The 25,498-nt window shown below is 66.8% G+C and carries 22 protein-coding genes and 2 tRNA genes; 12 read left to right on the top strand and 12 right to left on the bottom strand.

All coding sequences use genetic code 11. The annotated features are described in order from the left end of the window. Positions 1-12 precede the first annotated feature (12 nt). Both K2Y42_RS12185 and nth read right to left on the bottom strand, forming a co-directional pair. Positions 13-1,806, bottom strand: a complete 1,794-nt coding sequence (locus tag K2Y42_RS12185; RefSeq protein ID WP_291152753.1) for an EAL domain-containing protein — start codon at positions 1,804-1,806, stop codon at positions 13-15. A gap of 209 nt (positions 1,807-2,015) precedes the next feature. Continuing rightward, a complete protein-coding gene (gene nth / locus K2Y42_RS12180; protein WP_291152750.1) occupies positions 2,016-2,786 on the bottom strand; it encodes an endonuclease III in 771 nt (256 codons plus the stop codon). 27 nt (positions 2,787-2,813) lie between these two features. Between nth and K2Y42_RS12175 the strand changes: the two genes are divergently transcribed. Then, positions 2,814-3,311, top strand: a complete 498-nt coding sequence (locus K2Y42_RS12175) for a DUF2244 domain-containing protein (protein ID WP_291152747.1) — start codon at positions 2,814-2,816, stop codon at positions 3,309-3,311. 99 nt (positions 3,312-3,410) lie between these two features. Here K2Y42_RS12175 and K2Y42_RS12170 read toward each other — a convergent pair whose 3' ends face one another. Next, positions 3,411-3,968, bottom strand: coding sequence for a GcrA family cell cycle regulator (locus tag K2Y42_RS12170; protein WP_291152744.1), 558 nt, complete (start codon positions 3,966-3,968; stop codon positions 3,411-3,413). Between the two features lie 670 nt (positions 3,969-4,638). Here K2Y42_RS12170 and K2Y42_RS12165 point away from each other — a divergent pair. From K2Y42_RS12165 to K2Y42_RS12150, 4 genes are all read left to right on the top strand, one after another. Then, positions 4,639-5,805, top strand: coding sequence for an aspartate aminotransferase family protein (locus K2Y42_RS12165; RefSeq protein ID WP_291154035.1), 1,167 nt, complete (start codon positions 4,639-4,641; stop codon positions 5,803-5,805). 36 nt (positions 5,806-5,841) lie between these two features. Further along, positions 5,842-6,777, top strand: a complete 936-nt coding sequence (argF, locus tag K2Y42_RS12160) for an ornithine carbamoyltransferase (RefSeq protein ID WP_291152742.1) — start codon at positions 5,842-5,844, stop codon at positions 6,775-6,777. A gap of 119 nt (positions 6,778-6,896) precedes the next feature. Next, positions 6,897-7,490 (top strand): hypothetical protein, encoded by a 594-nt coding sequence (locus K2Y42_RS12155; protein ID WP_291152740.1) that lies wholly within the window; start codon positions 6,897-6,899, stop codon positions 7,488-7,490. 12 nt (positions 7,491-7,502) lie between these two features. After that, positions 7,503-8,168, top strand: coding sequence for a hypothetical protein (locus K2Y42_RS12150; protein WP_291152738.1), 666 nt, complete (start codon positions 7,503-7,505; stop codon positions 8,166-8,168). Here K2Y42_RS12150 and K2Y42_RS12145 read toward each other — a convergent pair. The 4 genes from K2Y42_RS12145 to K2Y42_RS12130 all read right to left on the bottom strand — a co-directional run bounded on the left by K2Y42_RS12145 (position 8,131) and on the right by K2Y42_RS12130 (position 13,394). Then, complete coding sequence (locus K2Y42_RS12145; protein ID WP_291152735.1) at positions 8,131-8,904, bottom strand: enoyl-CoA hydratase; 774 nt, start codon at positions 8,902-8,904, stop codon at positions 8,131-8,133. The genes K2Y42_RS12150 and K2Y42_RS12145 overlap by 38 nt on opposite strands. 12 nt (positions 8,905-8,916) lie before the next feature. After that, the gene (mutM, locus tag K2Y42_RS12140; protein WP_291152732.1) at positions 8,917-9,810 is read right to left on the bottom strand and encodes a bifunctional DNA-formamidopyrimidine glycosylase/DNA-(apurinic or apyrimidinic site) lyase; all 894 of its coding nucleotides are present in this window, start codon (positions 9,808-9,810) and stop codon (positions 8,917-8,919) included. Positions 9,811-9,945: 135 nt separating this feature from the next. Next, entirely contained in the window at positions 9,946-10,827 is an 882-nt protein-coding gene (locus tag K2Y42_RS12135; RefSeq protein ID WP_291152730.1) for a hypothetical protein, read from the bottom strand. Continuing rightward, on the bottom strand, positions 10,824-13,394 hold the full coding sequence (locus tag K2Y42_RS12130; protein ID WP_291152727.1) for an AAA family ATPase: 2,571 nt from the start codon (positions 13,392-13,394) through the stop codon (positions 10,824-10,826). Before K2Y42_RS12130 ends, K2Y42_RS12135 begins: the two co-directional genes overlap by 4 nt. 130 nt (positions 13,395-13,524) lie before the next feature. On the opposite strand from K2Y42_RS12130, the gene K2Y42_RS12125 reads away from it, so the two are divergent. Next, positions 13,525-14,055 (top strand): MmcB family DNA repair protein, encoded by a 531-nt coding sequence (locus K2Y42_RS12125; protein ID WP_291152725.1) that lies wholly within the window; start codon positions 13,525-13,527, stop codon positions 14,053-14,055. Positions 14,056-14,060: 5 nt separating this feature from the next. On the opposite strand, the gene K2Y42_RS12120 is transcribed toward K2Y42_RS12125, so the two are convergent. Next, entirely contained in the window at positions 14,061-14,627 is a 567-nt protein-coding gene (locus tag K2Y42_RS12120) for an ActR/PrrA/RegA family redox response regulator transcription factor (protein ID WP_291152724.1), read from the bottom strand. A 161-nt stretch (positions 14,628-14,788) separates the two neighbouring features. Then, positions 14,789-16,216 (bottom strand): ActS/PrrB/RegB family redox-sensitive histidine kinase, encoded by a 1,428-nt coding sequence (locus tag K2Y42_RS12115; protein WP_291152722.1) that lies wholly within the window; start codon positions 16,214-16,216, stop codon positions 14,789-14,791. 192 nt (positions 16,217-16,408) lie between these two features. On the opposite strand from K2Y42_RS12115, the gene K2Y42_RS12110 reads away from it, so the two are divergent. Both K2Y42_RS12110 and phaZ read left to right on the top strand, forming a co-directional pair. Then, positions 16,409-17,095: an SCO family protein gene (locus K2Y42_RS12110; RefSeq protein ID WP_291152720.1), complete on the top strand. Its 687-nt coding sequence runs from the start codon at positions 16,409-16,411 to the stop codon at positions 17,093-17,095. A gap of 192 nt (positions 17,096-17,287) precedes the next feature. Next, positions 17,288-18,649, top strand: a complete 1,362-nt coding sequence (gene phaZ, locus K2Y42_RS12105; RefSeq protein WP_291152717.1) for a polyhydroxyalkanoate depolymerase — start codon at positions 17,288-17,290, stop codon at positions 18,647-18,649. A 76-nt stretch (positions 18,650-18,725) separates the two neighbouring features. Here the strand turns inward: phaZ and K2Y42_RS12100 are convergent, their stop codons facing one another. Beyond that, positions 18,726-19,664, bottom strand: coding sequence for a 50S ribosomal protein L11 methyltransferase (locus K2Y42_RS12100; RefSeq protein WP_291152714.1), 939 nt, complete (start codon positions 19,662-19,664; stop codon positions 18,726-18,728). A 20-nt stretch (positions 19,665-19,684) separates the two neighbouring features. Further along, on the bottom strand, positions 19,685-21,382 hold the full coding sequence (locus K2Y42_RS12095; RefSeq protein WP_291152712.1) for a GMC family oxidoreductase N-terminal domain-containing protein: 1,698 nt from the start codon (positions 21,380-21,382) through the stop codon (positions 19,685-19,687). 364 nt (positions 21,383-21,746) lie between these two features. Between K2Y42_RS12095 and K2Y42_RS12090 the strand changes: the two genes are divergently transcribed. From K2Y42_RS12090 to K2Y42_RS12075, 4 genes are all read left to right on the top strand, one after another. Further along, positions 21,747-21,820, top strand: a tRNA-OTHER gene (locus K2Y42_RS12090). 2 nt (positions 21,821-21,822) lie between these two features. Next, positions 21,823-21,887 (top strand) — tRNA-Lys (locus K2Y42_RS12085). 348 nt (positions 21,888-22,235) lie between these two features. Beyond that, a complete protein-coding gene (locus tag K2Y42_RS12080; protein WP_291152710.1) occupies positions 22,236-23,396 on the top strand; it encodes a slipin family protein in 1,161 nt (386 codons plus the stop codon). Between the two features lie 105 nt (positions 23,397-23,501). Beyond that, positions 23,502-23,936: a heme-binding protein gene (locus K2Y42_RS12075; RefSeq protein ID WP_291152707.1), complete on the top strand. Its 435-nt coding sequence runs from the start codon at positions 23,502-23,504 to the stop codon at positions 23,934-23,936. A 17-nt stretch (positions 23,937-23,953) separates the two neighbouring features. Here K2Y42_RS12075 and K2Y42_RS12070 read toward each other — a convergent pair whose 3' ends face one another. Beyond that, the gene (locus K2Y42_RS12070) at positions 23,954-25,129 is read right to left on the bottom strand and encodes a saccharopine dehydrogenase NADP-binding domain-containing protein (RefSeq protein WP_291152705.1); all 1,176 of its coding nucleotides are present in this window, start codon (positions 25,127-25,129) and stop codon (positions 23,954-23,956) included. Positions 25,130-25,498: the final 369 nt, after the last annotated feature.

Genomic DNA, 25,498 nt, shown 5'->3' with positions numbered 1-25,498 from the left:
GCGCCGCTGCGACTACTTCGGATACTCGGCGAGCTTGATGAGGCAGTCGGCCACGGCGCGATCGACGTCACCGCAGGGGACGGCCTCGCTGAAGAAGAAGCCCTGCATCTGCGCACACCCCGCGAAGGCGGCGCCTTCGAGCTCTTCCATGAGCTCGACGCCTTCGGCAATCGGGCCGATGCCGAGCGTCTGCGCGAGCCCCGTGACCGCGCCCATGACGGCCATCTTGTCCCGCCGCTGCGCGAGATCCGTGATCAGCGACCGGTCGATCTTGACCTTGTCGAACGAAAAGTTCTGCAGATAGCCGAGCGAGGCGAAACCGGTTCCGAAATCGTCGAGCACGACGCGCACGCCGATTGCCTTGAGATCCCGCAGCACATCGAGCGTGTGCGCTTCCCGTTTCAGCAGCGCCTCCTCGGCCACCTCGATCTCGAGGCGATGCGCGTCGAGGGCTGACGCATGCAGCGCGCGCTTTACGAAGATCGCGAGATCGCCCTTCACGAACTGCAACGCCGAGAGGTTGACGGAAACTGTGATGTGAGACTGCCACCCGGCGGCGTCCTTGCACGCCTGGCCGAGCGCCCACGCGCCGATCTCGCCGATCAACCCGGTTTTCTCTGCGATCGGAATGAACATCGAGGGCGGCAGAACGCCGAGCCTCGGATGGTTCCAGCGCATCAGCGCCTCGCATCCCGTGACCGTTCCGGCGGCGACATCGACGACCGGTTGATAGTGGAGAACGAGTTCGTTGCGCTTCAGCGCCCCTTGCAGGTCCGCCTGCAGCGCGATGCGGTCCCGCGCGATCTGCTCGTCGGCCGCCCGGTAGATGGCAGCATCGCCACGTCCGCTCGATTTGACGAGGTAGAGCGCGGTATCGGCGCGCTGCAGCAGCGTGTCGGCGTCGGTGCCGTGATCCGGGCAGATCGAGATGCCGATGCTGGCCCCGATGCCGGTGCGCGAGCCGAGCACGCGATAGGGGGCATTCAGGATCGTGACCAGCCGGCTGGCGAGGCACGCCGCCTGGTCGCCGTCGACGACATGCTTCTGGATGATCGCGAATTCGTCGCCGCCGAGGCGCCCCACGAAATCCGTGTCGCGCACCGTCGAGCACATGCGTTTGGCGACGGCCTTCAGAACGGCGTCGCCCGCGGCATGTCCCAGCGAGTCGTTCACTTGTTTGAAGTGATCGAGGTCGATCAGGTGGACGGCGAGGCGCTCGTTCGGAAGCAGGCTTTCGATCTCGTGTTCGAGCCGTTCGCGCAGATGGAACCGGTTTGCGATCTCGGTCAGCGGGCAATGGCGCGCCAGCCACGCGATACGCTTTTCCGCCAGCGTACGCTCGGTGATGTCTTCCTGGATGTCCACCCAGCCGCCGTCGGCGAGCGGCTGATTGGTCACGAGCACGATGCGTCCGTCCTGGAGGTGCTGCGTGTGCGTGAACGTCTTGCCCTGGCGCAGCTCCACGCTGTGCTGCTCGATCCAGGCCTGCTGGCGCTTCATTTCCTCGGCCGTGTTGGCAGAGCCCGCGCGGGCGGCGTGGAAGGCGATGATCGTCGCCAGCGGTGTGCCGGGCGCCGTGAGGAATTCGGGCAGGTCGTAGATTTCGCGGTAGAGCGCGTTGCAGACGATCAGGCGCTTGTCGGCATCGAACATCGACAGCCCGCGGGCCATGTTGTTCAGCGCGACTTCGAACCACGCATTGAGCGACGAGAGCTTGTTGGCCTGCTCGAGCAGGCGCTCTGTGTCGGTCGCCGCTCCGGAGCCCGGAAGGGCGGACGTGGCGTCCGGTTGAGTTCGGCACGACATCTAGACTACGGATCTCCGTATGACCGGCGCAGCACATGCGCGTCTCGGCATGAGGTTGCAGTATGCCGGCTGACGGATTTAAGAGGCGCCTAATCGGGACGCTGCAGGCGGAAATGTTGTCGGGGGTGGTTGACGACTGGTAAACCAATCCGCGGTCTGCCCGGTTTCAGGGCTCCGTGGCCGACGACTTGCTCAACCGAGAGACTTGCTCAATCGAGCGTCTTGGCGGGATAGCGGCAGATGTCCCGGATCAGGCAGGCGGGGCACTCCGGCTTGCGCGCCTTGCACACATAGCGGCCGTGTAGGATCAGCCAATGGTGGGCCGGCACGCCGTACTCGGGCGGAATGCGCGCGAGGAGATCCGCCTCGACCAGCAGCGGTGTCGTGCCGTCCGAAAGCCCGGTGCGGTTCGAGACGCGGAGCACGTGCGTGTCGACGGCCATCGTCGCCGCGCCGAACGCGACGTTCATGACCACGTTGGCCGTTTTCCGGCCCACGCCCGGCAGTGTCTCCAGCGCGTCGCGATCCTCGGGAACTTCGCCGCCGAACTCCCGGATGAGCTTCTCGCTGAGCAGGATGACGTTCTTTGCTTTGGCGCGAAACAGCCCGATCGTTTTCACGTGCTCCCGCACGGTGTCTTCGCCGAGCGCGAGCATCTTGGCCGGCGTGTCCGCCAACCGGAACAGCGCCCGCGTCGCCTTGTTGACCCCGGCGTCCGTCGCCTGGGCCGAGAGCACCACCGCGACGAGCAGCGTGAACGGGTTGCTGTACTCGAGTTCGCCTTTGGGCTCGGGGTTTGCCGCCGCGAAGCGCCTGAAGATCTCCGCGATCTCGGCCGACGTCAGCAGTCCCCGCTTGGCGGCAGCCTTGGGCTTGGCGGCCCGTGGTGCAGCGGGGCGGCCTTTGGCGGGCTTGGCGGCGGATTTGCGTGGGCGGAGCGTCGCCTGGGAACGATCCGGGACGGAGGGGCGCTTTGACAAGATCGATCTCGTAGGTAGGCTCTTCCGATGGATAGTATCGGACCCGCACCCGCAGACGCGAGTGTCTTTCGCGCCCTCCTCCACCCGCATCGCTCGCTGGAGCCGAAGGGCTTTCTGATTTTGATGCTCGCCATTGGCGGGGCAAGCTTCGTGACCGGAATGGTGTTTCTGATCATGGGCGCGTGGCCGGTGACGGGCTTCTTCGGCCTGGACGTGCTTCTGATCTACATCGCGTTCAAGCTCAACTACCGCGCCGCGCGCGCCTACGAGCTCGTGGAGCTGACCTCCAACGCCCTGACGCTGAAACAGGTTTCCGCTTCCGGCGAAACGCGCGCCTTCGAATTCAATCCCTATTGGGTCCGTCTCCTGCTCACCGAGCGGCCCGACGGCGGCACGCATCTGAAAATCGCCTCGCACGGCCGCGAGCTGGAGTTTGCCCGTCTCCTCAACGACGACGAGCGCCGCGATTTCGCCCGCGCGCTGAAGGACGCCCTGGACGCCGCGCGCCTGCCGCCGAAGGCCTGACCGGACATTGCGAAGCCCGCTCTCCCAAAAAAAGTTGGGTCGGGCACGCCCCCCGGCATGCCCGACCCATCCCCCCGGAAACTTTAGCGAGGCGTCGCCTTAGGCGTCAGCCGGCTCCTTGCTGGAGGCGGATGCGAGCGCCGGCAGGCGTTCGATCTCGCGCTCGCGGCGGCGCGGCTGCGGCGGCTGGAAGGCGCGGCGAGCATGGAATTCGCAGTAGGGCAGGCCGTTGACCTTGTTCTTACCGCAGAAGTGGAAGTCGGAGGCCTGCGGATCGCCGATCGGCCAGCGGCAGCTGCACTCGGTGAGCGTCTGGATGGAGCGGCGCTCCTTCATCGGGATGACGAGCTCTTCGGCCTGCGGCGTATAGGGCTCGGCTTCGGGCTGGTAGAGCGCGCGCAGCGCCGGGTTGCCCTGCTGGGCGAAACGCGTCTTCTGCTGCATGCGGCGCGCGCCGGCAGCCGTTGCGGCGCGGGCGCGAGGGCGGTGCGATTTCATGCGCGATGTGGTCGCGCGGCCGGAAAGTCCGAGGCGATGGACCTTGCCGATCACGGCATTGCGGGTGACGCCACCGAGGCGTCCGGCGATCTGGCTGGCGGAAAGGCCTTCCGACCAGAGCTTCTTCAAGAGATCGACGCGTTCGTCGTTCCAGGCCATTGTATCTGCGCTCCCCAAAAGGTGGCCCTCCAGGCTGACGACCCGGACAGGCAAGGCGCACGAGAAAGCGGCGGCTACTCCGGCACGGCGTGATGAACACACGCCAAGCGTGAGCGGAGCTGCTGCTACCCGCAACGCGAACTGATGATGACGCAGGAACTAGAGGCGGACCGCGGCTAAGCCGTTGATATACAAGGTCCGAACGCAACCCAGACGTGGAACACCCGATCAGCCGCTGTAAAGCGCGACATGTCGTGTCTGGATGCCGTTAACCTACAATAACTTGATTTTCTTGTACAAGGCGCCGTTATCGAAAACGGGGGTATTGACAGGGGACGAGTGGCGCTATCGCCACAGATTGAGTCGCCAGATCCCCACGGCTATTGGCGCGGCGCATCTGTCCCCGCAATTAAATTGCCGCCGGACGCTGCTGTAGTCTGTTGGCGGATGTATATTCCGGCGTCGACCGCCCGCCGCCTCGAAGCCCCCTTCAAATCCCGGACTACGTTGACTTTAGACACTCCTTCCCTTATCACGCCTGCTTTCGCGTGGCCGCCGGGAGGGCGGCTTTCGTCTTTTTTGGGGGAGCGGTGTGGGCACGATGTCCAAACCCCTCGCAGCTTCGACCGCCAGCCAGACGGGTGCATCACAGGGCCCGTCGCCTGCGGTCATGAGCACATACGCGCGACAGGATATTGTCTTCGCCCGCGGCGATGGCGCGTGGCTGGAGACCGAGACCGGCGAGCGCTACCTGGATTTCGGGTCGGGCGTCGCGGTCAACGCGCTGGGCCATGCCCATCCTCACCTCGTCGCGACCCTGAAGGACCAGGCCGAAAAGCTCTGGCACACGTCCAATCTCTATCGCGTGGCGGGCCAGGAGAAGCTGGCGGGCCGCCTCGTCGAGACGACCTTTGCCGACAAGGTGTTCTTCTGTAACTCCGGGGCTGAAGCCTGCGAGGGCGTCATCAAGGCCGCGCGCCGCTTCCACGCGGTGGCGGGCAACCCCGAGCGCAATCGCATCATCACCTGCAACGGCGCCTTCCACGGCCGCACGCTGGCGACGCTGGCGGCTGCCGGCAACGCGAAGTACCTCGAAGGCTTCGGACCCGAAATGCCGGGCTTCGATCATGTGCCCTACAACGATCTCGAGGCCGTCCGCGCCGCCATCGGGCCTGAAACGGCCGCCGTCATGGTCGAGCCCGTGCAGGGCGAAGGCGGCGTCCACGTCGGATCGTCCGATTATCTCGCCGGCCTGCGCGCGCTCTGCGACGAAGCCGGCATCCTGCTCGTGTTCGACGAGGTCCAGACCGGCGTCGGCCGCTCCGGCCGCTTCTTCTCGTATGAATGGGCCGGCGTCACGCCGGATCTGATGGCCGTCGCGAAAGGCATCGGCGGCGGCTTCCCGCTGGGCGCGGTGCTCGCGACCGAGCGCGCGGCCCAGGGCCTTACGCCCGGCATGCATGGATCGACGTTCGGCGGCAATCCGCTGGCGACGGCGGTCGGCAACGCCGTGCTCGACATCGTCCTGGCGCCCGGGTTCTTCGAGGCCGTGCAGCAGAAGGCGCTGCGCCTCCGCCAGAGCCTTGCCCGCATCCAGGACCAGTTCCCGGATCTCGTCGCCGAAATCCGCGGCCAGGGCCTTCTCGTCGGCGTCAAGCTGACAGTTGCGCCGCCCGAAGTCGTTTCCGCTGCGCTGTCCGAGAAGCTGCTGCTGGTCGGCGCCGGCGACAACGTCGTGCGCGTTCTCCCGCCCCTGACCGTGTCGGACGATGACATCGCCGAAGGCGTCGAACGTCTCGCCCGCGCGCTCTCCCGCGTGGCGAAATCCAAAGCCTGATTTTTCAACCCTCAATTCGGAACCGGCCCGAGCACCATGGCCAAAGCAAACGCTATCCGACATTTCCTTGATCTCGACGAGATCGACGCCAAGACCTTGCGCCGCATCATCGATGCCGCCCATGCCATGAAGGCTGCGGGCAAGCGCGTGCCGGTCAAGCTGCGCCCCAAGGGCATCGAAGACGATGTGCTCGTGCTCATCTTCGAGAAGCCGTCGACGCGCACGCGTGTCTCGTTCGACGTCGCCATGCGCCAGCTCGGCGGCCAGACGATCATGCTCAACCAGAATGATCTGCAGCTCGGCCGCGGCGAGAGCATCGCGGACACGGCGCGCGTTCTGTCGCGCTACGCCGATGCGATCATGATCCGCGCCAACTCGCACGAAACGCTGCTGGATCTCGCCAAGCATGCCACCGTGCCGGTCATCAACGGCCTCACCGACCAGTCGCACCCCTGCCAGATCATGGCCGACGTGATGACCTTCGAGGAGCATGTCGGGCCGATCAAGGGCCGCTCGATCGCATGGGTCGGCGACGGCAACAACGTCGCCGCATCCTGGATGCACGCCGCCGCTAAGTTCGGCTTCGAGCTGCGCGTGGCCTGCCCCGAAGCGCTGCGCCCGGAAGCCGACGTGATCGAATGGGTCCGCCGCGAGAAGGCCAACGTCACCATCATGACGGACCCCGTCAAGGCGGTCCGCGGCGTCGACTGCATCGTCACCGACACCTGGGTCTCGATGGGCCAGACCGACGCGGCGCGCCGCAAGCAGATCCTGAAGCCCTATGCCGTCGACGACGCGTTGATGGCCAAGGCGAACAAGGGCGCGATCTTCATGCACTGCCTGCCCGCCTATCGCGGCCATGAGGTCTCGGAAAGCGTGCTCGAAGGTCCCCAGTCCGTGGTGTTCGACGAGGCGGAGAACCGCCTGCACGCCCAGAAGGGGATCCTGGCCTGGTGCCTCGGCGCCGTCTGAACGCCCTGAGGTGCTGAGGGGTGCGCGCCGCATTGCGGCGTCTCCCGTGCTTGGTGTAAGACGCCCCTGGTGCAAGACAGGCGACGTACAAGACCGGCGACGGGAGGGACGATCCTGACATGACCACGCATTCCCTCGTCTCCTGGGCTCTCATTCTCGGTCTCGGCGCAGCGGGCGCCGTCTACGCGGCCGACACGCGCGAGCCGCTCGCGCTTCTTGGCGCGGCCGGCATCGTCAACCTGCTGCTGGTCGCTGTAGCCCTGAGCGAGCGGCGCACGCTGATCGCCGCCTCGGCCGCCAGGAGCGCGATCGAAAGCGTGACCGCGCGCTACATGGGCCTGATCTGGATCTGGGGCGCCATCGCCCTGGTGCTCGTCTACACGCTCGTTCTCAAGTGGCGCGAATGGCCGTTGTTCTCGGCGTTCTTTGCCGGCGCCGGCCTCCTCTGCTTCGCTTTCTCGGCGTTGCTTGCGAAGGACGCTGCCAACGGCAAGGACGATCCCACGATGCTGCGGCTGGGCCGGTATATGGCGATCGGCCAGCTCATCGGCATGATCGTGACGATGATCGGTCTCGCCATTGATCCGGACAAGGAATTCCTCGACACATCTGACGTCGACTGGGCGGGCAACGGGATTTTTCTTTTTGGCGCCTTGGCGTTGGCGATCGTCTCAGCGCACGCATTGATTGACGGTAAGAAGAATTCACCTTAGTCAAAAGCTCGCATGAACACCCACCCGCCGAGCGGAACTTACGCCCCGCGCATATCTCTGCGGCCCCTGCTGCCGTGGCTGCTGATGGCGTGTGCACTGAGCATCACGATGATGGTGCTCGGCGCAGGACGCGGCGATCATTTCCTGCCCGCCCTGTCGGCCGGTCTGCTGGTCGCGCTGCTGGTCGGAACCGGCCTCGGCATCAACGCCCCGCTCTGGTCGCGCAATGGCAGCTTCCCGTCGCGCTACGCCGGTCTCGATGCCGTGCGCGAGGCCATCCGCTGCAACATCTGGCTGGCAGCCCTCGTCTATGCCTGGGGCGCGTCCGCACTTTTCGGCGTCTACTCACTCTCGGATCTCACGTGGCGCCACGCGTTTCAGTACGGCTCGGGCGCGGCCCTCTTCGCCGCCTCGCTCGGCCTTTACGGGCTGCGTCTCGGGCGCGAGCGCAACATGCCCGTCCCTCCCCTGCTGCTGACGATCATCCACGGCGTCGCCGTTGCGCTGGGGCTCGTCTACATGATCGGCACGGGAAAGCTCGCCACCGCCAAGGGCGACTGGGCGGCCAACGAGGTGTTTCTCTGGGGCGGCGTTGCGATCTTCGCGCTGTGCGTGATGTCGGCCGTGACGCAGACGCGCATCATTCGTGCCGGAACTGCGGGCGACGTTTCTCGGTGAAGGCGGCCATGCCTTCTTTCTGGTCGGGTGTGCCGAACAGAGAATAGAACGTGCGCCGCTCGTAGCGCACGCCTTCCGCCAGCGTCGTCTCGAAGGCGCGGTTCACGCAATCCTTGGTCATCGTCGCCGCCGTGGGCGACATCGCCGCGATGGTCTCGGCCGTCTTGAGGGCATCCTCGAGCAACCCGGCCGCCGGCACCACGCGCGCCACGAGCCCGGCGCGTTCGGCCTCTGCCGCGTCCATGGTCCGGCCCGTCAGGCAAAGCTCCATCGCCTTCGCCTTGCCGACCGCGCGCGTGAGCCGCTGTGAGCCGCCAGCGCCCGGCGTCATCCCGAGCTTGATCTCGGGCTGGCCGAACTTGGCGGTGTCGGCCGCGATGATGAAGTCGCAGCTCATGGCCAGCTCGCACCCGCCGCCGAGCGCGAAGCCGGAAACCGCTGCGATCACCGGCTTGCGACAGCGGCAGACGCGCTCCCAGCTCGCGATGAAATCGCTCCTGTAGGCATCGATGTAGCTCTTGGACTGCATTTCCTTGATGTCGGCGCCCGCCGCGAACGCCTTCTCGGAACCGGTGAGCACGATGCAGCCGATCCCGTCATCGGCCTCGTAGCCGTCGAGCGCCGTGTTGAGGTCTGCGATGAGCTGATCGTTGAGCGCATTGAGCGCCTGCGGGCGGTTCAGCGTGATCAACCCGACGCGGCCGCGCGTTTCGGTGAGTATGGTCTCGTAAGCCATCGATCCCGCCTTTCAATGCTGACAGACGGGACAGAAAAAGCTCGATCGCCCGCCCTGGATGCTGCGTCGCACAGTGCCCCGGCAACCGGGGGTGAGGCAAGGCTCGCCCTCGCGCCCATAGACGCGGAACGTCTTTTGAAACGACCCCGTGCTGCCGTCGGCCTGCCGGTAGTCGCGCAACGTCGAGCCGCCCGCCGCCACTGCCGCGGTGAGCACCTGGCGAATGGTGTCCGCCAGCCGCTCCGCATGCGCCGTGGGCTTGCCCGTGCGCGTCGCAAGCGCCGATGCGCCGCGCGACGGCTTGAGGCCCGCCCCGTACAGGGCTTCGAGCACGTAGATGTTGCCGAGCCCTGCCACGTTGCGCTGGTCCATCAGGAACGCTTTGAGGTCCACCCGCCGCCCCGCCGCGCGCTTGGCGAGGTAGGCGGCGGTGAGATCCGGCGACAGCGGCTCGACGCCGAGCCCGCGCATCGCGGGATGCTCCGCCAGCTCCGCCTCCGGAACCAGCAGCATGTAGCCGAACCGGCGCGGGTCGGAGTAGATCACGCGCCCGCCGCCCTCGATTTCGAAGATGGCATGCGCATGCTTGCCGTCGTCCCCGGTCGCGGTGTCGTATTCGTAGTCGCCGAGCAGGTGCGGGCGGTTGTCGCCCCGGGCCTGCACGTGGAAGCGGCCCGTCATGCCGAGATGCATGATGAGCGCTTCGCCGCTCGAGAGATGCGCCACGAGATACTTCGCCCGCCGCGCGAGGCTCGACACACGGGCGCCGCTGATCCGTTTGACGAAGCGGTCGGGAAAGGGAAAGCGAAGGTCGGCGCGGTTCAGGATCACCCGCTCGATCACCCGGCCGACCAGCGCGGGTTCGAGCCCCAGGCGCACCGTTTCGACCTCAGGCAACTCCGGCATGACCACTCCCATCGCCTCCGCCGCGGCGGAGGATCGTTGACGTGGCGAGCAGGTAAGCGGAGACGCGCAAAAGCGCAAGTTCGGGGGCGCACCGCCAGCCGCGGGGCGAGCCCGCCGGGCGCAGGTGGACACACGTCATCGAACCAGGAACAGCGGCCCTTCGAGCTGTTCGGCGAAGTGCGCCGCGTCGGCATCGGTCGGCGTCAGCAGCCCGCCGAAACGCGAGATCACGAAGCCAGCGCCTTGGCTGCGCATCATCCCGGCAACGTCGCCGACGGTGTGGCGGGTCATGTCGACAACCTCCAGCGCCACGGCCGGATCGGCGCCGAGCACAAGGCGGATCTGGCCTTCCGTCCAATCCGGATGGCCATGCGGCTGATCCAGCAACCACAGCCGCGCATCGCCACCCGTCGCGCGCGCGATGCGTTCCGCCGCGCGCATCATGGGCGCCAGCCGTTCGAGATCTTCCACCACGGCAATCACGGGCCCGGCCGTGCGCCGGGCGTGCGTGCCCGCCACCACAATGCCGGTCGTCGCCTGCACCGCGTCGAACAGCTCGGCAAAGCCCGGACCGCCGAGGCCCGCGCCGTCGCCGCCCCGCACCGGCGCGCCGACTGTGACCACGTTCCAGGGCCCGTTCTCGGTGCACGCACGCGCCAGCGCCCCCACGGGGTCGGCGCGCATCACCCGGGCATGCGCGACAACGTCGGCGGCGTGCGCCCGCGCCAGCACGCGCCGCTGCAGCGCGGAGGCGTGCGTCTGCATGTCCTGTGCGAGCGCATCCATGGAGAACGAGCGCGTGCGCCGGCCCGACAGCGAGATCTCGCGCGCGAACGGCAGATCCGCGAGGTCGAACAGTTGCCCGTCCTCGATGAACAGGCTGTCGATTTCGGAATGGAACGCCTGCGCCAGCCGCACCGCGGCGTCGACCGCCGTATCGTGCGGTTCGCCCGACGCGCCGAGCCAGAGCACGACGCGGCCGCGTTGTTCGTCGGCGTGAGCAATGTGCGCGATCATGCGGAAGCACTGCCGGAAGGCGCCGCGTCAGCCCGCTCGCGGCCTGCCGCAAAGGCACGGGAGCGCTCCGCAAAGGCGCGCAGTCTGGCCGCCACGCGCCCGTTGACGGTCGCCGCGCCGAACCCGTCGGCGCCCTTCTGGCCCGCTTCGAGGCCGGTCATGAGCGCAATCCCCTCGTCGACGGTCTTGATGGTCGAGACGTTGAAGCGCCCCTCGCGCACTGCGGCCACGACATCCTCGCGCAGCATCAGATGCTGGCGGTTCGCTTCGGGGATCAGCACGCCCTGCGAGCCGGAGAGACCGCGCGCCGCGCAAACGTCGAAAAAGCCTTCGATCTTTTCGTTGACGCCGCCGACGGCCTGGATTTCCCCCCACTGGTTGACGGAGCCCGTCACCGCGAGATCCTGCCGCAGCGGCGCATCCGCCAGCGCCGAGAGCAGGGCGAACAATTCCGCAGCCGATGCGCTGTCGCCGTCCACGGCGTCATAGGATTGTTCGAACACCAGGGTCGCGGCAAGCGCGAGCGGCGCATCCTCCGCGAACCGTCCGGCAAGATAGCCCCAGAGGATCATGACGCCCTTGGAGTGCATGGGCCCGCCCAGCGTCGCCTCGCGCTCGATGTCGGTCACGCGCCCCTGCCCCAGGTGCACGCGCGCCGTGATGCGCACCGGCCGCGCGAAGCTGAAGCCGCTTTTCTGGGCGAGCGAGAGCCCATTGATCTGCCCGGTCTTCGATCCGGACGTGTCGACCAGCACCACGCCGCGCTCGATGGCGTCGTGCGCGTGCGTGCGCACCCGGTCCGCCCGGCGCGTCCGCTGGTCGAGCGCGCGCCGAATGTCGTCGCCGGTGATCGTCTTGCGCCCGGCTTCGCTTGCCCAGTAGTCCGCCTCCTGCACCACGTCCGCGACGCGTCCCACTTCCAGCGTCAGCCGCTCGCGATGCTCCGCAAGCCGCGAGGCTTCCTCGATCAGCCGGGCGACGCCGGCGGCGTTCGCGGGCTTGAGGCCGTGCATCTCCACCATCCGCGCGATCAGGCGCGCATAGTCGCGGTCGTTTTCCTTCGAGCGCGCGATCGTCTCGTCGAAGTCGGCCTGCACCTTGAACAGGCGCGCGAAGTCCGGGTCGGATTGCTCGAGCTGGTGGAACAGCTCCGCATCGCCGAACAGCACGACCTTGACGGCCAGCGGAATGGCATCGGGCAGTAGGCCGCTCGAAGCGGGCGCGCCCGCCGTGTCCGAGGCGCAGGGCGCGAGGCGGATCTCGCTGGCCTTGATGGCCGCCTTGAGCGTCGCCCAGACGTCGGGCGCGCCGATGACGTCGCGCGCGTCGATCAGCAACGCCCCGCCGTTGGCGCGATGCAGCGCCCCGGGCCGGATGGCGAGCGCCGGAGCGTCGGGATGGCGCGCCATGGCCGCCGCATCGAAATGGCCGGCGAGCGAGGCGACGGTCGGCAGCATAGGCAGGTCGCAGACGGGTGCGCCGGGACCATCCGCGCCCGCGTCCGCCACGACGGTCACGAGATAGCGGGCGAACACGCTTTTCTGCAGCGCGGTCGTCGTACGCGAGGGGGCGAAGTCGGACGCGAACTGCTCGCAGTTGGCCACGAGATCCGCTTCGAGACCGGCGAGGAAGCCCGCGACCTCCGGCAGGTCCGAGAAATCGGCCGAGAGCGCATCGAGCGCCTCCTCGATCGGGCGGCGCGCGGTCTCTTCGTTCAGGGCTGCCACCTGGCGGCGGTGATCCTTCTCGGCCTGGGGCCCGCGCGCGAGCAGCGCGCCGAGCTCCGTTTCGAGGGCCGCGATGCGCGTTTCCACGTCGCGCCGCATCGTTTCGGGGAGCTGGTTGAAGACTTCGGATTTCACCACCCGGCCGTCATGCATGGGCGCCATGCCGAAGCCGAGCGGCGTGCGCAGCACGGCGATATTCTGCTGGGCGGCCTTGGCGTGGATCACGGCCATCGCGTCGTCCTGAGAGCCCCGTAGCGCTTCGTCGATGGCGCGGCGGCGGGCGCGATGGTCTTCGCTGGCAAAGGCGGACGGCAGCGTCGCAAGCAGCTCACGCAGGGCCGCATTGACGCCCTCCGAAAACGCACGCGCGCGCCCCGCCGGCAGCGCGAGCGCGCGGGGCCGCCGCGGATCGTCGAACCGGTTGACGTAGACCCAGTCGTCAGGCTGGGGTGAATCCGCCGCGACCTTCGACACGTGCGCGCGCACGGCCGTGCTCTTGCCGCTGGCCGCCGGTCCGAGTACGAAAATGTTGAAGCCGTGCGCCTTCATGCTGAGGCCGAAGTCGATGGCCTTGAAGGCCCGGTCCTGTCCGATCAGCCCCTGCGCAGGTTCGAGATCGGCGGTCGTCTTGAAGCCGAGCGCGTCGGGATCGACCGTCTTGCGCAGGTCCGCAGCCGACAGAGATTGTGCTTCTGTCCGGCTGAGCAGGGCTGGAACGGCGGCGGCCGCATTTGCTTCTGCGGTGGCGGTGCTTGGCGCGGCCGCCGGTGCGGCTTCATCGCTTTTGGCCACCACCGGGGCGGGAGGCTGCTTGTCCTTGGTGAGCCGCTTGAAGAACATGAGAACCGCGCCTTCTTGAGGACAACTTCCGGAATACTCCGTGCAGAGGCGCGGAGCGCGGATATCGATCTGAATGCGATGACCGGAGAGCCCGGGTGAGAGTTTGGTGGCAGTCCGAAATGGCAGATCAATGACCAGCACCGAGGACAATGTGGAAAACGGAATTGGTGGGCCGGATATTCCACGCGTCTCGCACGGCGGCCCGCAATCTGATGCGGCGCGCGAGATCTGCCGCGGCGTGGTGCGCGTGCTCGCGGCCCACGCGTTCGCGGCCATCGCGGAGCTGCCCTTGCCGAATGGGCGCCGCGCCGATGTCGCGGCCCTCGGGCCGGATGGCGCCATCTGGATCGTCGAGATCAAATCGTCGATCGAGGATTTTCGCTGCGATCACAAGTGGCCGGAGTATCGCGAGTATGCGGATCGGCTGTTCTTCGCGGTAAGGCCCGATTTTCCAATCGATATTTTGCCTGGCGATACCGGTCTGATCGCGGCCGACCGCTACGGCGGCGAGATCCTGCGCCCCGCGCCGCTCATGCGCATGGCCGCCCCCGTGCGCAAGGCGATGACGCTGCGCCTGGCGCGCGCGGCGGCATCGCGATTGTCAGTCACGCTCGATCCCACGCTGCGGGCAGCCGTGGGGCTCGGGATTGGCGATGTGTGAGGTTGCTACTTCGGCGCGCGCTTCGCGAGGATGCGCTGCAGCGTACGCCGGTGCATGTTGAGCCGGCGCGCCGTCTCCGAGACATTGCGGTTGCAAAGCTCATAGACGCGCTGGATGTGCTCCCACCGCACGCGGTCGGCCGACATCGGATTTTCCGGCGGTGCGGCCTTGGCGTTGTGAGGCGCGAGCAGGGCGTCCGTCACGTCGTCGGCGTCGGCCGGCTTGGCGAGGTAATCGACCGCGCCGAGTTTGACGGCCGAAACGGCGGTCGCGATGTTGCCGTAGCCGGTGAGCACCACGATGCGCGTGTCGGGACGGACGCGCGTCAGCTCGGCGATTACGTCGAGGCCGTTGCCGTCTTCGAGGCGCATGTCGACGACCGCGAATGCGGGGGCCTGCGCGCGGATCAGATCGATGCCCTCGGCAACCGAATGCGCGCTGCGCACCTCGAAGCCGCGCAGCTCCATTGCGCGCGCAAGGCGCTGCAGGAACGGACGGTCGTCATCGACGATGATGAGAGAGCGGTCCTCGGGCAGTTCGTCTTGCCGAAATGAGAGATCTTCTGTTTCCACCGCGTACCTCCCGAAGTGGGACTTATATTGTCCGATCAGCCCCGCCCTTCAGCGGTAGCGATTTTTAGCATATGTAGGCTTCCTGAAAACGCTTTCATAGTAAATGCGAGCCGGCGAACCCCCGAAAAATCGTGGTTTCTGAAAAGTATCCGCAACTCTTGCTAGAGTGAATCGCTGATCGGGTCGCCCGGGCTCGTCGGCTGGCGCCGCCGCGGCGGCGCAGGGCTCGCATAGTCGCGCAGTTCCACGGCCGCCTCGAACGCCGCGCGCGGCCAGGTAATCCGCACCACCGCGCCCTGGTCGGGCTCGGCCCGGTTTTCGAGATGAAGCCGCGAGCCGGAGCGCTCCAGCAGCGTCTTGGCGATGAAGAACCCGAGACCCATGCCAGAGACTTTGTTGCCCCGTTTGTCCTTGCGGCTGCCGCCGCGTGTCGTGACGTAGGGCTCGCCCAGATTGTCGATGATCTCGGGCTTGAAGCCGGGCCCGTCGTCTGCGACCGTCACGGTGACGGTCTGGCCGTCCCATTCCGCGCTCACGTCGACCCGGCTTTTGCAGAAGTCGGCCGCGTTCTCGATGATGTTCTCGAGCCCGTAGATCACGCCGGGACGGCGCACGCCTTCCGGCAGCCGGGCGTCGGGGCCGGTCGCGCCTTCCGTGGGTGCCGCCTTGACGACGATCGAGGCCCGCCCGCCGAGATAGGGCTGCGCGGCCTCGTGCAGCATCTCCTTGACCGTGAGGCTCGCGTGCAGCGGATCCTCGTCCGGCGGCTGGCGCGTGAGCTTCTGCAGGATCTCGCGGCACCGCTGCGCCTGGCTGCGCAGCAGCAGGATATCCTCGCGGTGGGGACTGTTCTTGTCCATCTGCCGGTCGAGTTCGTTGGTGACGAGCGTGATGGTCGAGAGCGGTGTGCCGAGCTCGTGCGCGGCAGCGGCCGCGAGTCCGTCGAGCGCATGCAGCTTCTGCTCGCGCGCCAGCACCATTTCGGTGGCCGCAAGCGCCGCCGACATCTGCCGCCCTTCGTTGGTGAGCCGCCAGACGTAGAGCGCGAGGAACGGCATCGACGCGGCGACGGCCACCAGGATTCCGAGCTTGTAGAGCGTCGGCAGCGTCAGCGGCGGGTCGACGTACCAGGGCAGCGGCATGGCATGGAACGCCAGCACGCCCGCGCAGCCGAGCGCGAGAATGCCGAGGCCGATGGTCCGGCCGAGCGGCAACGTCGCCGCCGAAACCGTGACCGGCGCCACCATCAACATGGTGAACGGGTTCATGATCCCGCCCGTCAGATAGAGCAGCGAGGCGAGCTGCACGATGTCGTAGGCGAGCAGTGCGGTCGCGAAATTGAAGGTCAGGCGGTGGCGGGCCGGATAGCGGATCGCCAGGAACACGTTCACCCACGCCGAAACCGCGATGATGATGAGGCACGGCCCGACCGGAAGATCGAAGCCCAGCCCGTAGTAGACGACGCTGAGCGCCAGAATCTGGCCGATGACGCCGACCCACCTCAGACGGACGATGGTCTGCATGCGCAGCTGGCTGTCGCTGCCGTAGACGAGCCGGGAATGAATGCGCTGGCTGATTTTTTCTTGCACCGGAAAGCTACTTCGGTTCTGAGGGCGGTAAGAAAACGAGATCGTCCGAAAACATTAGCATAGCTTGCAAGCAGGCGATGCGTGATCCAAATAGGACTTAACTGGATCTGCCGGAAAGTCTAATTGCTCAGCCGGCCATTGAAATCGCGATTGCCGGCACGAATTTGCGGCTCGCGGCAGGGAAAACCATTCATGACCAAGCAGTCCGACGGCAAAACTCCCGCAACCGTTTTGGGAGCGTCGCGAAAGGCGCTGCTGCTGTCCCTGCTGATCGGGCTTGCGGCGGGAATTATGACAGCCGTCGTGCTCACGATCATGCCCGGCGGCCCGGCGACCGCTCCGGTGGCGGATAACGCCTCGATCGGCCGCGCGGCAATCGGCGGGCCGTTCTCGCTGACGGACGGAAACGGCAAGGTCGTCACCGAGCGGGACTTCGCCGGCAAGCCGATGCTGGTGTTCTTTGGCTTCACGAATTGCCCGGACGTCTGTCCCGCAGGGCTGCAGGTGCTTGCCGCCGCGCTCGACCGCCTCGGCGACAAGGCGCAGGGCGTGGCGCCCCTGTTCATCACCGTCGATCCGGAACGCGACACGCCGGAGCTGGTCGGAAAGTACGCGAAGAGCTTCCATCCGCGCATCATCGGCCTCTCGGGCACGCCCGAGCAGGTGGCCGGCGCCGTCAAGGCGTACCGCGTCTACGCGCGCAAGCAGCCGGCCGGGAGCAGTGCCGCCGACTACAACATGGACCACAGCTCGTTTTTCTATCTGATGGACGCGAGCGGGGCCTACGTGAAGCACTTCCCGCACAACGTCGACGCCGCAAAGATGGCCGACGATGTGGCCGCGCAGATTCAGTCGACGGCGCAACCTGCAGGGCTTTAGCGTCGGTGCGCCTCGAATCAGTGCATTGTGGTGTCCTGGGGGACACCGATTTTAGCCATATTGTGCAAGTTTCGGCGGCGTTTGGCCGCGCTCCCAAGTTTGGCGATTTGACAGCGGCCGTGCGTTATACACCGGCAGAGAATTACGTGGGGCATCACCCGCGTGATCTGCTTGAATGTGGGAGCTGATCCATTGCTCTATCACTGGTACGACATGAGCCATGCCGCCTTGCAGCCCGCGCGGGCCATTGCGGAATCGCTTCGCCTTCTGGTCGAGAGCCCGTTCAATCCGATCTCGCTGACCTGCGCCGGACGCCACACGTCGGCCGCGCTGCAGGTGTTCGAGCGCGCCACGCGCCGGTACGAGAAGCCTGTTTTCGGCCTGACCGAAACGCAGGTGGGGGCGCGCGCCGTGCCCGTGGCGGAGGAGGTCGTTTGGGAGCGTCCTTTTTGCCGCTTGATCCATTTCCGGCGCGACATGCCGGTCGCATCGCGCGCCGCTGATCCGCGCATTCTCCTCGTTGCGCCGATGTCGGGCCACTTCGCGACGCTGCTGCGCGGCACGGTCGAAACGCTGCTGCCCAACCACGAGGTCTACATCACCGATTGGCGCGACGCGTCCGCCGTGCCGAAGTCGGCCGGCGCGTTCGGCCTCGACGACTACATCGACTACGTGCGCGATATGCTGACGCTCTTCAAAGGCGACGTGCACGTTTATGCCGTGTGCCAGCCTGCCGTGCCGGTGCTTGCCGCCGTCTCGCTGATGGAGCAGGATCTCGATCCGAACGTTCCGTTGAGCATGGTGCTCGCGGGCGGCCCCGTCGATACGCGCCAGAGCCCGACCGCCGTCAACACCGTAGCCATCGAGCGCGGCACGGAATGGTTTGCGAGCCACGTCATCACGCCGGTTCCGTGGTCGTATCCTGGTGCCGGTCGCCAGGTTTATCCGGGCTTCATGCAGCTTTCGGGCTTCGTGGCCATGAACCTCGAGCGCCACGCGAAGGCGCATGAGGATCTGTTCCACCACCTCGTCACGGGCGATGGCGACTCGGCCGAAAAGCACCGCGAATTCTACGACGAATATCTCGCCGTCATGGATCTGACGGCCGAGTTCTACCTCGACACCATCGATCGCGTGTTCGTGCGCCATACGCTGCCGAAAGGCGAGATGACCCATCGCGGCCGCCTGATCGATCCGTCCAAGATCAGCCGCGTCGCGCTCATGACGATCGAAGGCGAGAAGGACGACATCACAGGCCTCGGCCAGTGCCGCGCCGCGCACGACCTGTGCACGCAGCTTGAGGAGCGCCAGAGGCTGCACGTCGAATACAAAGGCGTCGGTCACTACGGCATCTTCAACGGCTCGCGCTTCCGCAGCGAGATCGCGCCGCGCATTGCTGAGTTCGTGCGCGCGTTCGATCCCCGCGCCGCGTTCACCCCGGCCGGACAGCACGGCGTCAACAATCCGGTTGTGCAGCCGGTCTCGGACTACGACCCGTCGTCGGTCGCGTTCACGTTCGAGCCCGCCAACGACCGCGGACCTGCAACCGCCTAGGTCGCCGCTGACCAAGTGGGGCACCGGATATAGAGATACGGCCAGGGAGCAATCCCTGGCCGTTTTTTTACGGGACTTAGGGGATCCAGCCCTTGTCGAGGTCCATCGCCTGGCGCGACTTCGACGCGCCCGCGGCGTCGAAATGCACGGCCGTCCAGCCGAGATGCGTGCCGGCCTCTTCTGACGAGCGCGACCGGAGGCTGGCCAGCACGCTCTCGCCGGCTTCGACGGTCATCGGTGTCCCGAGCGGGAAGAAGAGTTGCTCCCAGTGCGTGCGAGGCGCATCCGGCGCGGTCGATAGCGTCACGCCCGGAGAGAGCTCCGCCTCCCACCAGTAGGCGAACCCGTAGATCGTGGCCTTGGCCTCGAGCGACCACGACGCCTCGCCTTTGCGCGCCGCGCGCGTATCCGAGCCGAGCGTGACGACGTCCCACTCCTTCGCCGCGCGCCCGCCCGCGAGCAGGTCGTCCGCTACGAAGCTGCGCACATAGACGTTGTTGAGGCTCATCGTGCGCGCGACCGAAAGATCGATGTCGAAGCCCACGCCGTTCCACACGACCAGCTCGTTCCAGAAGCGATCCGAGATCACCGGCACGACGAACTGGCGGATGCGCGCCGGAATGATGACGCCGCCGTCCTTGAGGTGCCGTTTGCGCGCGTCGGCCAGCGTGTCGATGATGTTTTCTTCGAGCGCATAATTGCCGAGCGTTTCCGACACCACGACGTCGGCGCGCGGCGGATCATCCATCTCCGTCGAATGGCACGGCAAGAGCTGGCACGTCTTGGCGCGATTGGCCTTGAGCACCGCGGCCGCAACGCCCGCCACTTCGGCCGCTTCGTAGAGGAACACGTCGCGCGCGCCGAGCTTGGCCGCCATCAGGCCGATCAGCCCCGTGCCCGCGCCGATGTCCGACACGACCGTCTCGCCGCGCTTGATCACGGCGGCCAGCGCATCGTGAAAGGCCTGGTTGCGCACGTGGTCGGCGATCAGCGTGCGGTGATACTCGATGCGCATGAAGGAAGGTTCCGGGACGGTCAGGCTGGCGCGGCGGCGTGCCCCGGAGCGGTGACGGCGGAAAACGGCTCCGAGACGGGTGCCGTTGTGTAGCTCAGGCCGCGATCTTGCGCAAAGTGCAGCATCGCCCGCTCGGCCACGGCCGTGATGGTGAGCAGCGGATTGACGCCGAGCGAGCGCGGAATGACCGCCCCGTCGATCACGTAGAGCCCCTCGTGAACGTCGGTATCGCCCGCATTCGCGGCCCCGTTGAACACGCGGCACTTGTGATCGACGACGCCGTCGGTGCGATCGCGGCCCATGCCGCAGCCGCCGAGCGGGTGCGCGGTTGCGGGCTGATGGCCCATGACGGTGCCGGCCAGCGGGTTCTTGACGTAAGAGCCGCCGCTCGCCGCCACGAGCTTCGAGAGGATCTTGTCGAGGTGCGCGTAGACCGGCTCGTCCTTGGCGTTGGCCCACGAGAGCGCGAGCTGGTTGTCCTCGAGCGAGAAGCGGCCCGAGGCCGAGTCGTGCGAGACCGCAAAGAAGGTCTGCAGGTGCGCGAACGGCCCCTTGTAGACGCCGTTGACGAGGCTCTGCAGCGCGCCGAGCAGCCGCCCGTTCGGCACGAACAGAACCGGCAGCACCGATGCGAAAGCCGAGGGCAACGCGCCTTCCTGCACGCGCACCTCGTTCGTAAGCGTCTCGGCGTCGTAGTATTCGAGCTGGCCTGAGACGGCCGCGCCGACTTCGAGGTCGGCCACCTTGGGCGGATAGCCGATGCCGACGGCGTTGACGGCCGGCTTCGCGCCGTAGCCGAAGGCGATGATGTCGCCATTGGCCGAAAAGCGTTGTCCGAGCCTGTCCGACAGGGCGAGCCCGGCTTCGCGCGAGCGCAGAAGAATTTCCGTCGATCCGAGCGTGCCCGCCGCCAACACGACCACCGGAGCCTCGATCGTGACGTCTGACACCGTGCCGCGATCCGCGCCGACAGCGCGCGCCGAGACCTTCCAGAGGCCGTCTGCGCCCTTGCGGATGGTGTCGACCTTGAGACCCGTGAACAACTCCGCGCCGTGGCGCACGGCGTCGGGCAGATAGGTCAGCGCCACCGTATTCTTGGCGCCGACGTTGCAGCCCGCGCAGCAGTCGCCGCAGCGTGTGCACGCGGCCTGCGTCACGCCCGCCGGATTGACGATATCCTCGAAGCTGACGGCGATGCGCGGCGCCACGATGGCCCCGCCCGCCTCGCCTGCGGCGCGGTCCAGAACCTTGTATTTGGTCATCTCGCGCGCGCGGGGATCGGATGCCGGCCGCAGCCACTGCTCGGCGCGCCGGTAGCCTTCCTCGATGAAGCCGTCCTGCGCCACTTGGCCCGGCCAAGCGTCATCGGTAAACACGCGCCGGTCAGGCACGAGCGAGACGCCTGCATTGACGAGCGAGCCGCCGCCGAGGCCGCATCCTACGAGCACGTGCATGTCGCGCCCGAGGCGCACGTCGTAGATCGCCTGCTCGGAGCCCGTGCGAAAGTTTGCGCCCGTTACCTGGAATTCGTTCTTGAGCTCGGAGAATTTCTGCGGGAACTGCCCCGTCTGGATTTCGCGGCCACGCTCGAGCACGGCCACCCGCTTGCCCGCACGCGACAGGCGGGACGCCGTCACGCCGCCGCCGTAGCCGGACCCCACGACGACCACGTCATAGCGCTGCGCCAGCGCGCTGAGCGGAAGAGCCAACCTCGACATCGCAAGTCCTATTCTGATGAAACCGCCTCCCCGGCCGAAGGTGCCCTGCACCCGGCGCGGAACTGGCGGCCAACCTGCCGCGAGCGCCCCCGGAGGGCTGTTCCCGGCGGCACTCGGACCTCCTCGTCGTTACTCCCGGGCCCACCCCATTGCAACGCGCCTGGAGCCGCAAATGCACCGTCGGCGGATCGGGGTGGCATCCGTGTAACGATGTTGGCGGAAATTCTGGTTGGAAGAGTAGATTTTCGCCGGATTTTCCCCCTCTACTGGCGGCCCCTGTGTGGCGCCACGTGTCCGGGCTCTCTGAGACCCGGCTGGCGCGCTCCGCTCTGCGGCGGCGTGTTCCGCGTCTTCGGGGTTAATCGAGGCTTTAGCTCAGTGGTAGAGCGTCCGGCTGTCGCCGGGAGGTCGGGGGTTCAATTCCCTTAAGCTTCTCCAAAGGCTAGCTCAGTGGTTAGAGCACGAGACTTTTACTCTCGCTGTGGGGGGTTCGAATCCCCCGCCAATCGTTTTCCAAGCGATCTCATCTCGGAAGCCGGTTGCTACTCCCGCCGATGGTTCGCCACCGAGGCTTCGGCCGACGGGTGGACCAGAGGCAAGCGTCGAAGCGCTCCGCGTCCTTGCGGATACCGCCTCGCGGCAAAGCCGGAGCCGCGCGAAACGCGCCCGTTGATCTTTCGGGATCGGCAGGCGGCGATTGCGCGGTGGAAGGCAGAGCCGCGCGGCTCAAGCAAGGGCCCGCTCTCTCGTCGTGGCGTAGCGGCCGGTGACCTGCGATCGCGCTAGTCGCCTACTACTGAATTTTCCGCCGTCGGCCGCCCCGTCGGCCCCGCAATTTTTCTCGGAGCGTTTCATGTCGCGTTTCAAGTTTTGGACCACGGCCATCGTCAGGGACGACGAGCGCGGCATTCTGCGGCGCGACGGACGGTTCGAGAAGCTGCTCCGGCCGGGCCGGTTCACCGAGCTGGACCTGATGGGTCAGCTTTCGGTCGAGATCGTCAAGGTCCTGCGAGCCGAGATCTTGCCCGAGCAGGCGTTGCTTTTCGCCAAGACCGAGCCGGACATCGCGCGCGAGAACTTCGTCATCGTCCAGCCCGGCCCGACGGAGGTCGCCATCGTTTCGCTGGACGGCGATCCCAAGCATCTCGTGCTGCCGAACACCACACGCGCATTCTGGAAGACGTTGACGGTGGTCGCGGTCGAGATGATCGATACGGCCGAGACGCTGCGTGTCGAGAAGCGCCATCTCGATAAGCTGGATGCGGCACGCTCCGGAAATTCCATCGTCGCGACAGTCGTTGAAGCCCACGAGGCCGGGCTCCTGTTCGTCGATGGCGTTCTGACCGAGCGCCTGTCGCCCGGCCGGCATGCGTTCTGGGCCATTGGCCGCCAGGTGCGCGTGGCGAAGCTGGACCTGCGGCCGCAGCCGCTCGAAGTGACGGCGCAGGAAATCCTCACCAAGGACCGCGTCGGCATCCGCGTGACGCTGACGGCCTTCGCCCGCATCGTCGATCCCGAAAAGTCCGCGATGGCGTCAGGCGACGTCAACGCGACGCTCTATCGTCTGATCCAGTTCGCGATCCGCGAGGCGGTGGCCGCACGCTCCCTCGACGAGATCCTCGCCGCCCGCGACACCATCGACCGCGAGGTGCGCGCCTATGTGGCCGAACGCGCAGCCGCGCTGGGCGCCGAGGTCGGAGAAATCGGCGTTAAGGATGTTATCTTGCCCGGAGACGTGCGCGACCTCCTCAACAAGGTCGTCGAAGCCGAGCGCCTCGCCAAGGCCAACATCATCCGCCGCCAGGAAGAGACGGCGGCCACGCGCTCGCTGCTCAACACGGCCAAGCTTATGGAAAACAATCCGCTGCTGCTGCGCCTGAAGGAGCTCGAGGCGCTAGAGAAGCTGGTCGAGAAGGTGGGACGCATCGATCTGCACACCGGCGGCAGCGCCGGAGGCTTCGATGCACTGCTCTCCAACCTCTACAAGCTGAGCGCCGACAAGGCCGAGGGCTGAGAAAACGTCGCGGCGTGGGGCACGCCGCAGGGATTGAAATCGGCAACCGCCGAAGCGATATGACGAAACGCGCGAAGTTGCCCGCGCTCCCGGAGGAAAAGACCCATGCACGTAACGATCGACGACGCCAAGAAGATCATCGACGCCGCCCGCAAGGAGGCTCAGAAGACCAAGACCAAGATGTGTATCGCTGTCGTCGATAGCGGCGCCAACCTAAAGGCGTTTCATCGCATGGACGACGCATGGGTCGGCTCGATCGACATCGCCATCAAGAAGGCGAAGACGGCCGTGTTCTTCGGCATGCCGACGGGCGCGATCGGCGGTCTCTCGCAGCCGGGCGGTCCGCTCTACGGCATCGAGCACTCGAACGACGGCCTCATCACCTTCCCGGGCGGTCTGCCGATCGTCGACAACGAAGGCGTTCTCGTCGGTGCCATCGGCGTGTCGGGAAGCTCGGTTGAAAACGATCACAGGGTCGCCGAGGCCGGTGTGAAGGTGGTCGGCGTGTCCGATCTTCCGGAGCATCCCTGGCGCACGTAGTCCGCGTCTCGCGACACTCAGGTTTTTCCAGCCCCTTCTGCGCCTCGCAGGAGGGGCTTTTCTTCGAGGGTGCACGCGATGTCGAGGTGGCGCGCTTCCGCCAGCATCGCGTCGAGCCCGACGAGACCGAAGCAGGCATGCGCGCCGCGCCGCGTTTCGAGGCCGGAGGCAAGCCGCCGCGCCAGCGCCACGGAGGCGAGCGCGGGCACATAGGGCCCGTGACCGGATCGCGCGACCAGCAGCCAGCGCAGGGTCTTTCGCTCTCCGTCCACGCCCGTCCCGCTCATGGAAACCACCATGCCTCCGCGGTCGCTTCCCAATCCCGCGAACGACCGCTTGATCCGCAGCAGGGCGGGCGCGAGCGGCGCAAGGCTGCGAACCAGGCCGCTCCGCACGATCCATGACGCCGCCCATAGCCCGAGGTGGAACGCCGCGACCTCGAGCCCTGCCTGAAAGCGAACGGTGCCGAGCCCAGGACCTCCCGCGGGAAGCCCTGCGTCATGCGCGGGAAAGAGAACGAGATCCGGCACGTCGACGTAGCCGGCCCATCGCGTCCCGGCCGCGCCGAAATCGACCCGCTCCAGGCCCTGCCAGCCGTACACCGTCCGCCATGCGCCGCCGTCGAGCATACGCAGCGGTTGCCCCACGCCTCCAAGCACAGACGCCACGGTGGCGACGCCAGGATCGAAGGCATTGCCGGGCGAAATCGCGATGTCGAGACGTTCGAGCCGGCTGAACGCGGCGCGATGCTGCGAGACCACCGCCGACGACAGGCCCGGGACGGAGCTTGCCCCGGAAACCGCCAGCACGTCTGCCGCGCGTGCGGCGCTGTCCAGGCTCGGAAAGCGCGTCACGAACTCCGGCGCGTCGGCGAGGTCGATGTAGTGGCATGGTGCGGCGATGGCCGCCTGGGCGAGCCGGTAGTCTGAAGTCTGGAACGGACCGGAGGCGTTGATGACCAGCGCCGCGCCGGTCTTGGCGATGTCGTCTCCGCACACCTGCGTCGCATCGAGCACGGCGATGCCGGTCGAGCGCCCCGAGGCGCCCGAAAGCACCCGCGCTTGTGCGTCGAGCGCACCGCGCGTCCGCCCGCCGAGAATGACCTCGATGGCGGCGTCGCGCGCGAGAAGCTCGGCGATCCGGGCGCCGAAGGCACCCGTGCCGCCCACGATCAGGATGGGAAAGCGCTGCACGGTAAGGTCCCGCTAACCACGATGGAAGTCTGCCGAAAATAGATCAAATGCAATGCAATTGGGCAGACGCATGCGGGGCACTCTTTGCACGCGCCGGTTGCCCCACTCTGAACGCCGCGTTTTGCCGACGCAACGAGCACGCGTTAATCGCAGCTTACCGGATCCGGGGCGCTGCCCCTCGCGCGCTGCCTGCCAAATATGCATCCGCGCCTTGTCCCAAGGGCTTCCGCGCCGCGCCCCAAAGCCCAGCAATACGGCTCTTTAACAAGGTCACCGGATAGTCGCTGCAAGGGAAAATGCATCGTGCGTGGGTGCTGTGAATGACTAGGCGAAAAATCGACAGTCGGCTGCAGGGCGCCGGGAGAAGGC

This window comes from Hyphomicrobium sp., from assembly GCF_019744875.1.
In the GTDB taxonomy this organism is placed as follows: Bacteria; Pseudomonadota; Alphaproteobacteria; order Rhizobiales; family Hyphomicrobiaceae; genus Hyphomicrobium_C.
Note: the sequence above shows the minus strand (reverse complement) of the source record. Positions and strands in the feature narration are given on the sequence as shown.

What these genes read in the sequence shown, in the direction of transcription:
- K2Y42_RS12170 (WP_291152744.1), bottom strand. Translation starts at nt 3,968, where the DNA reads ATGGCCTGGAACGACGAACGCGTCGATCTCTTGAAGAAGCTCTGGTCG.
- K2Y42_RS12125 (WP_291152725.1), top strand. Translation starts at nt 13,525, where the DNA reads ATGACCAGCACCGAGGACAATGTGGAAAACGGAATTGGTGGGCCGGAT.
- K2Y42_RS12185 (WP_291152753.1), bottom strand. Translation starts at nt 1,806, where the DNA reads ATGTCGTGCCGAACTCAACCGGACGCCACGTCCGCCCTTCCGGGCTCC.
- K2Y42_RS12145 (WP_291152735.1), bottom strand. Translation starts at nt 8,904, where the DNA reads ATGGCTTACGAGACCATACTCACCGAAACGCGCGGCCGCGTCGGGTTG.
- K2Y42_RS12080 (WP_291152710.1), top strand. Translation starts at nt 22,236, where the DNA reads ATGTCGCGTTTCAAGTTTTGGACCACGGCCATCGTCAGGGACGACGAG.
- K2Y42_RS12155 (WP_291152740.1), top strand. Translation starts at nt 6,897, where the DNA reads ATGACCACGCATTCCCTCGTCTCCTGGGCTCTCATTCTCGGTCTCGGC.
- K2Y42_RS12135 (WP_291152730.1), bottom strand. Translation starts at nt 10,827, where the DNA reads ATGATCGCGCACATTGCTCACGCCGACGAACAACGCGGCCGCGTCGTG.
- K2Y42_RS12100 (WP_291152714.1), bottom strand. Translation starts at nt 19,664, where the DNA reads ATGCGCATCGAGTATCACCGCACGCTGATCGCCGACCACGTGCGCAAC.
- mutM (WP_291152732.1), bottom strand. Translation starts at nt 9,810, where the DNA reads ATGCCGGAGTTGCCTGAGGTCGAAACGGTGCGCCTGGGGCTCGAACCC.
- K2Y42_RS12110 (WP_291152720.1), top strand. Translation starts at nt 16,409, where the DNA reads ATGACCAAGCAGTCCGACGGCAAAACTCCCGCAACCGTTTTGGGAGCG.
- K2Y42_RS12165 (WP_291154035.1), top strand. Translation starts at nt 4,639, where the DNA reads ATGAGCACATACGCGCGACAGGATATTGTCTTCGCCCGCGGCGATGGC.
- K2Y42_RS12150 (WP_291152738.1), top strand. Translation starts at nt 7,503, where the DNA reads ATGAACACCCACCCGCCGAGCGGAACTTACGCCCCGCGCATATCTCTG.
- K2Y42_RS12130 (WP_291152727.1), bottom strand. Translation starts at nt 13,394, where the DNA reads ATGTTCTTCAAGCGGCTCACCAAGGACAAGCAGCCTCCCGCCCCGGTG.
- K2Y42_RS12095 (WP_291152712.1), bottom strand. Translation starts at nt 21,382, where the DNA reads ATGTCGAGGTTGGCTCTTCCGCTCAGCGCGCTGGCGCAGCGCTATGAC.
- K2Y42_RS12175 (WP_291152747.1), top strand. Translation starts at nt 2,814, where the DNA reads ATGGATAGTATCGGACCCGCACCCGCAGACGCGAGTGTCTTTCGCGCC.
- K2Y42_RS12075 (WP_291152707.1), top strand. Translation starts at nt 23,502, where the DNA reads ATGCACGTAACGATCGACGACGCCAAGAAGATCATCGACGCCGCCCGC.
- argF (WP_291152742.1), top strand. Translation starts at nt 5,842, where the DNA reads ATGGCCAAAGCAAACGCTATCCGACATTTCCTTGATCTCGACGAGATC.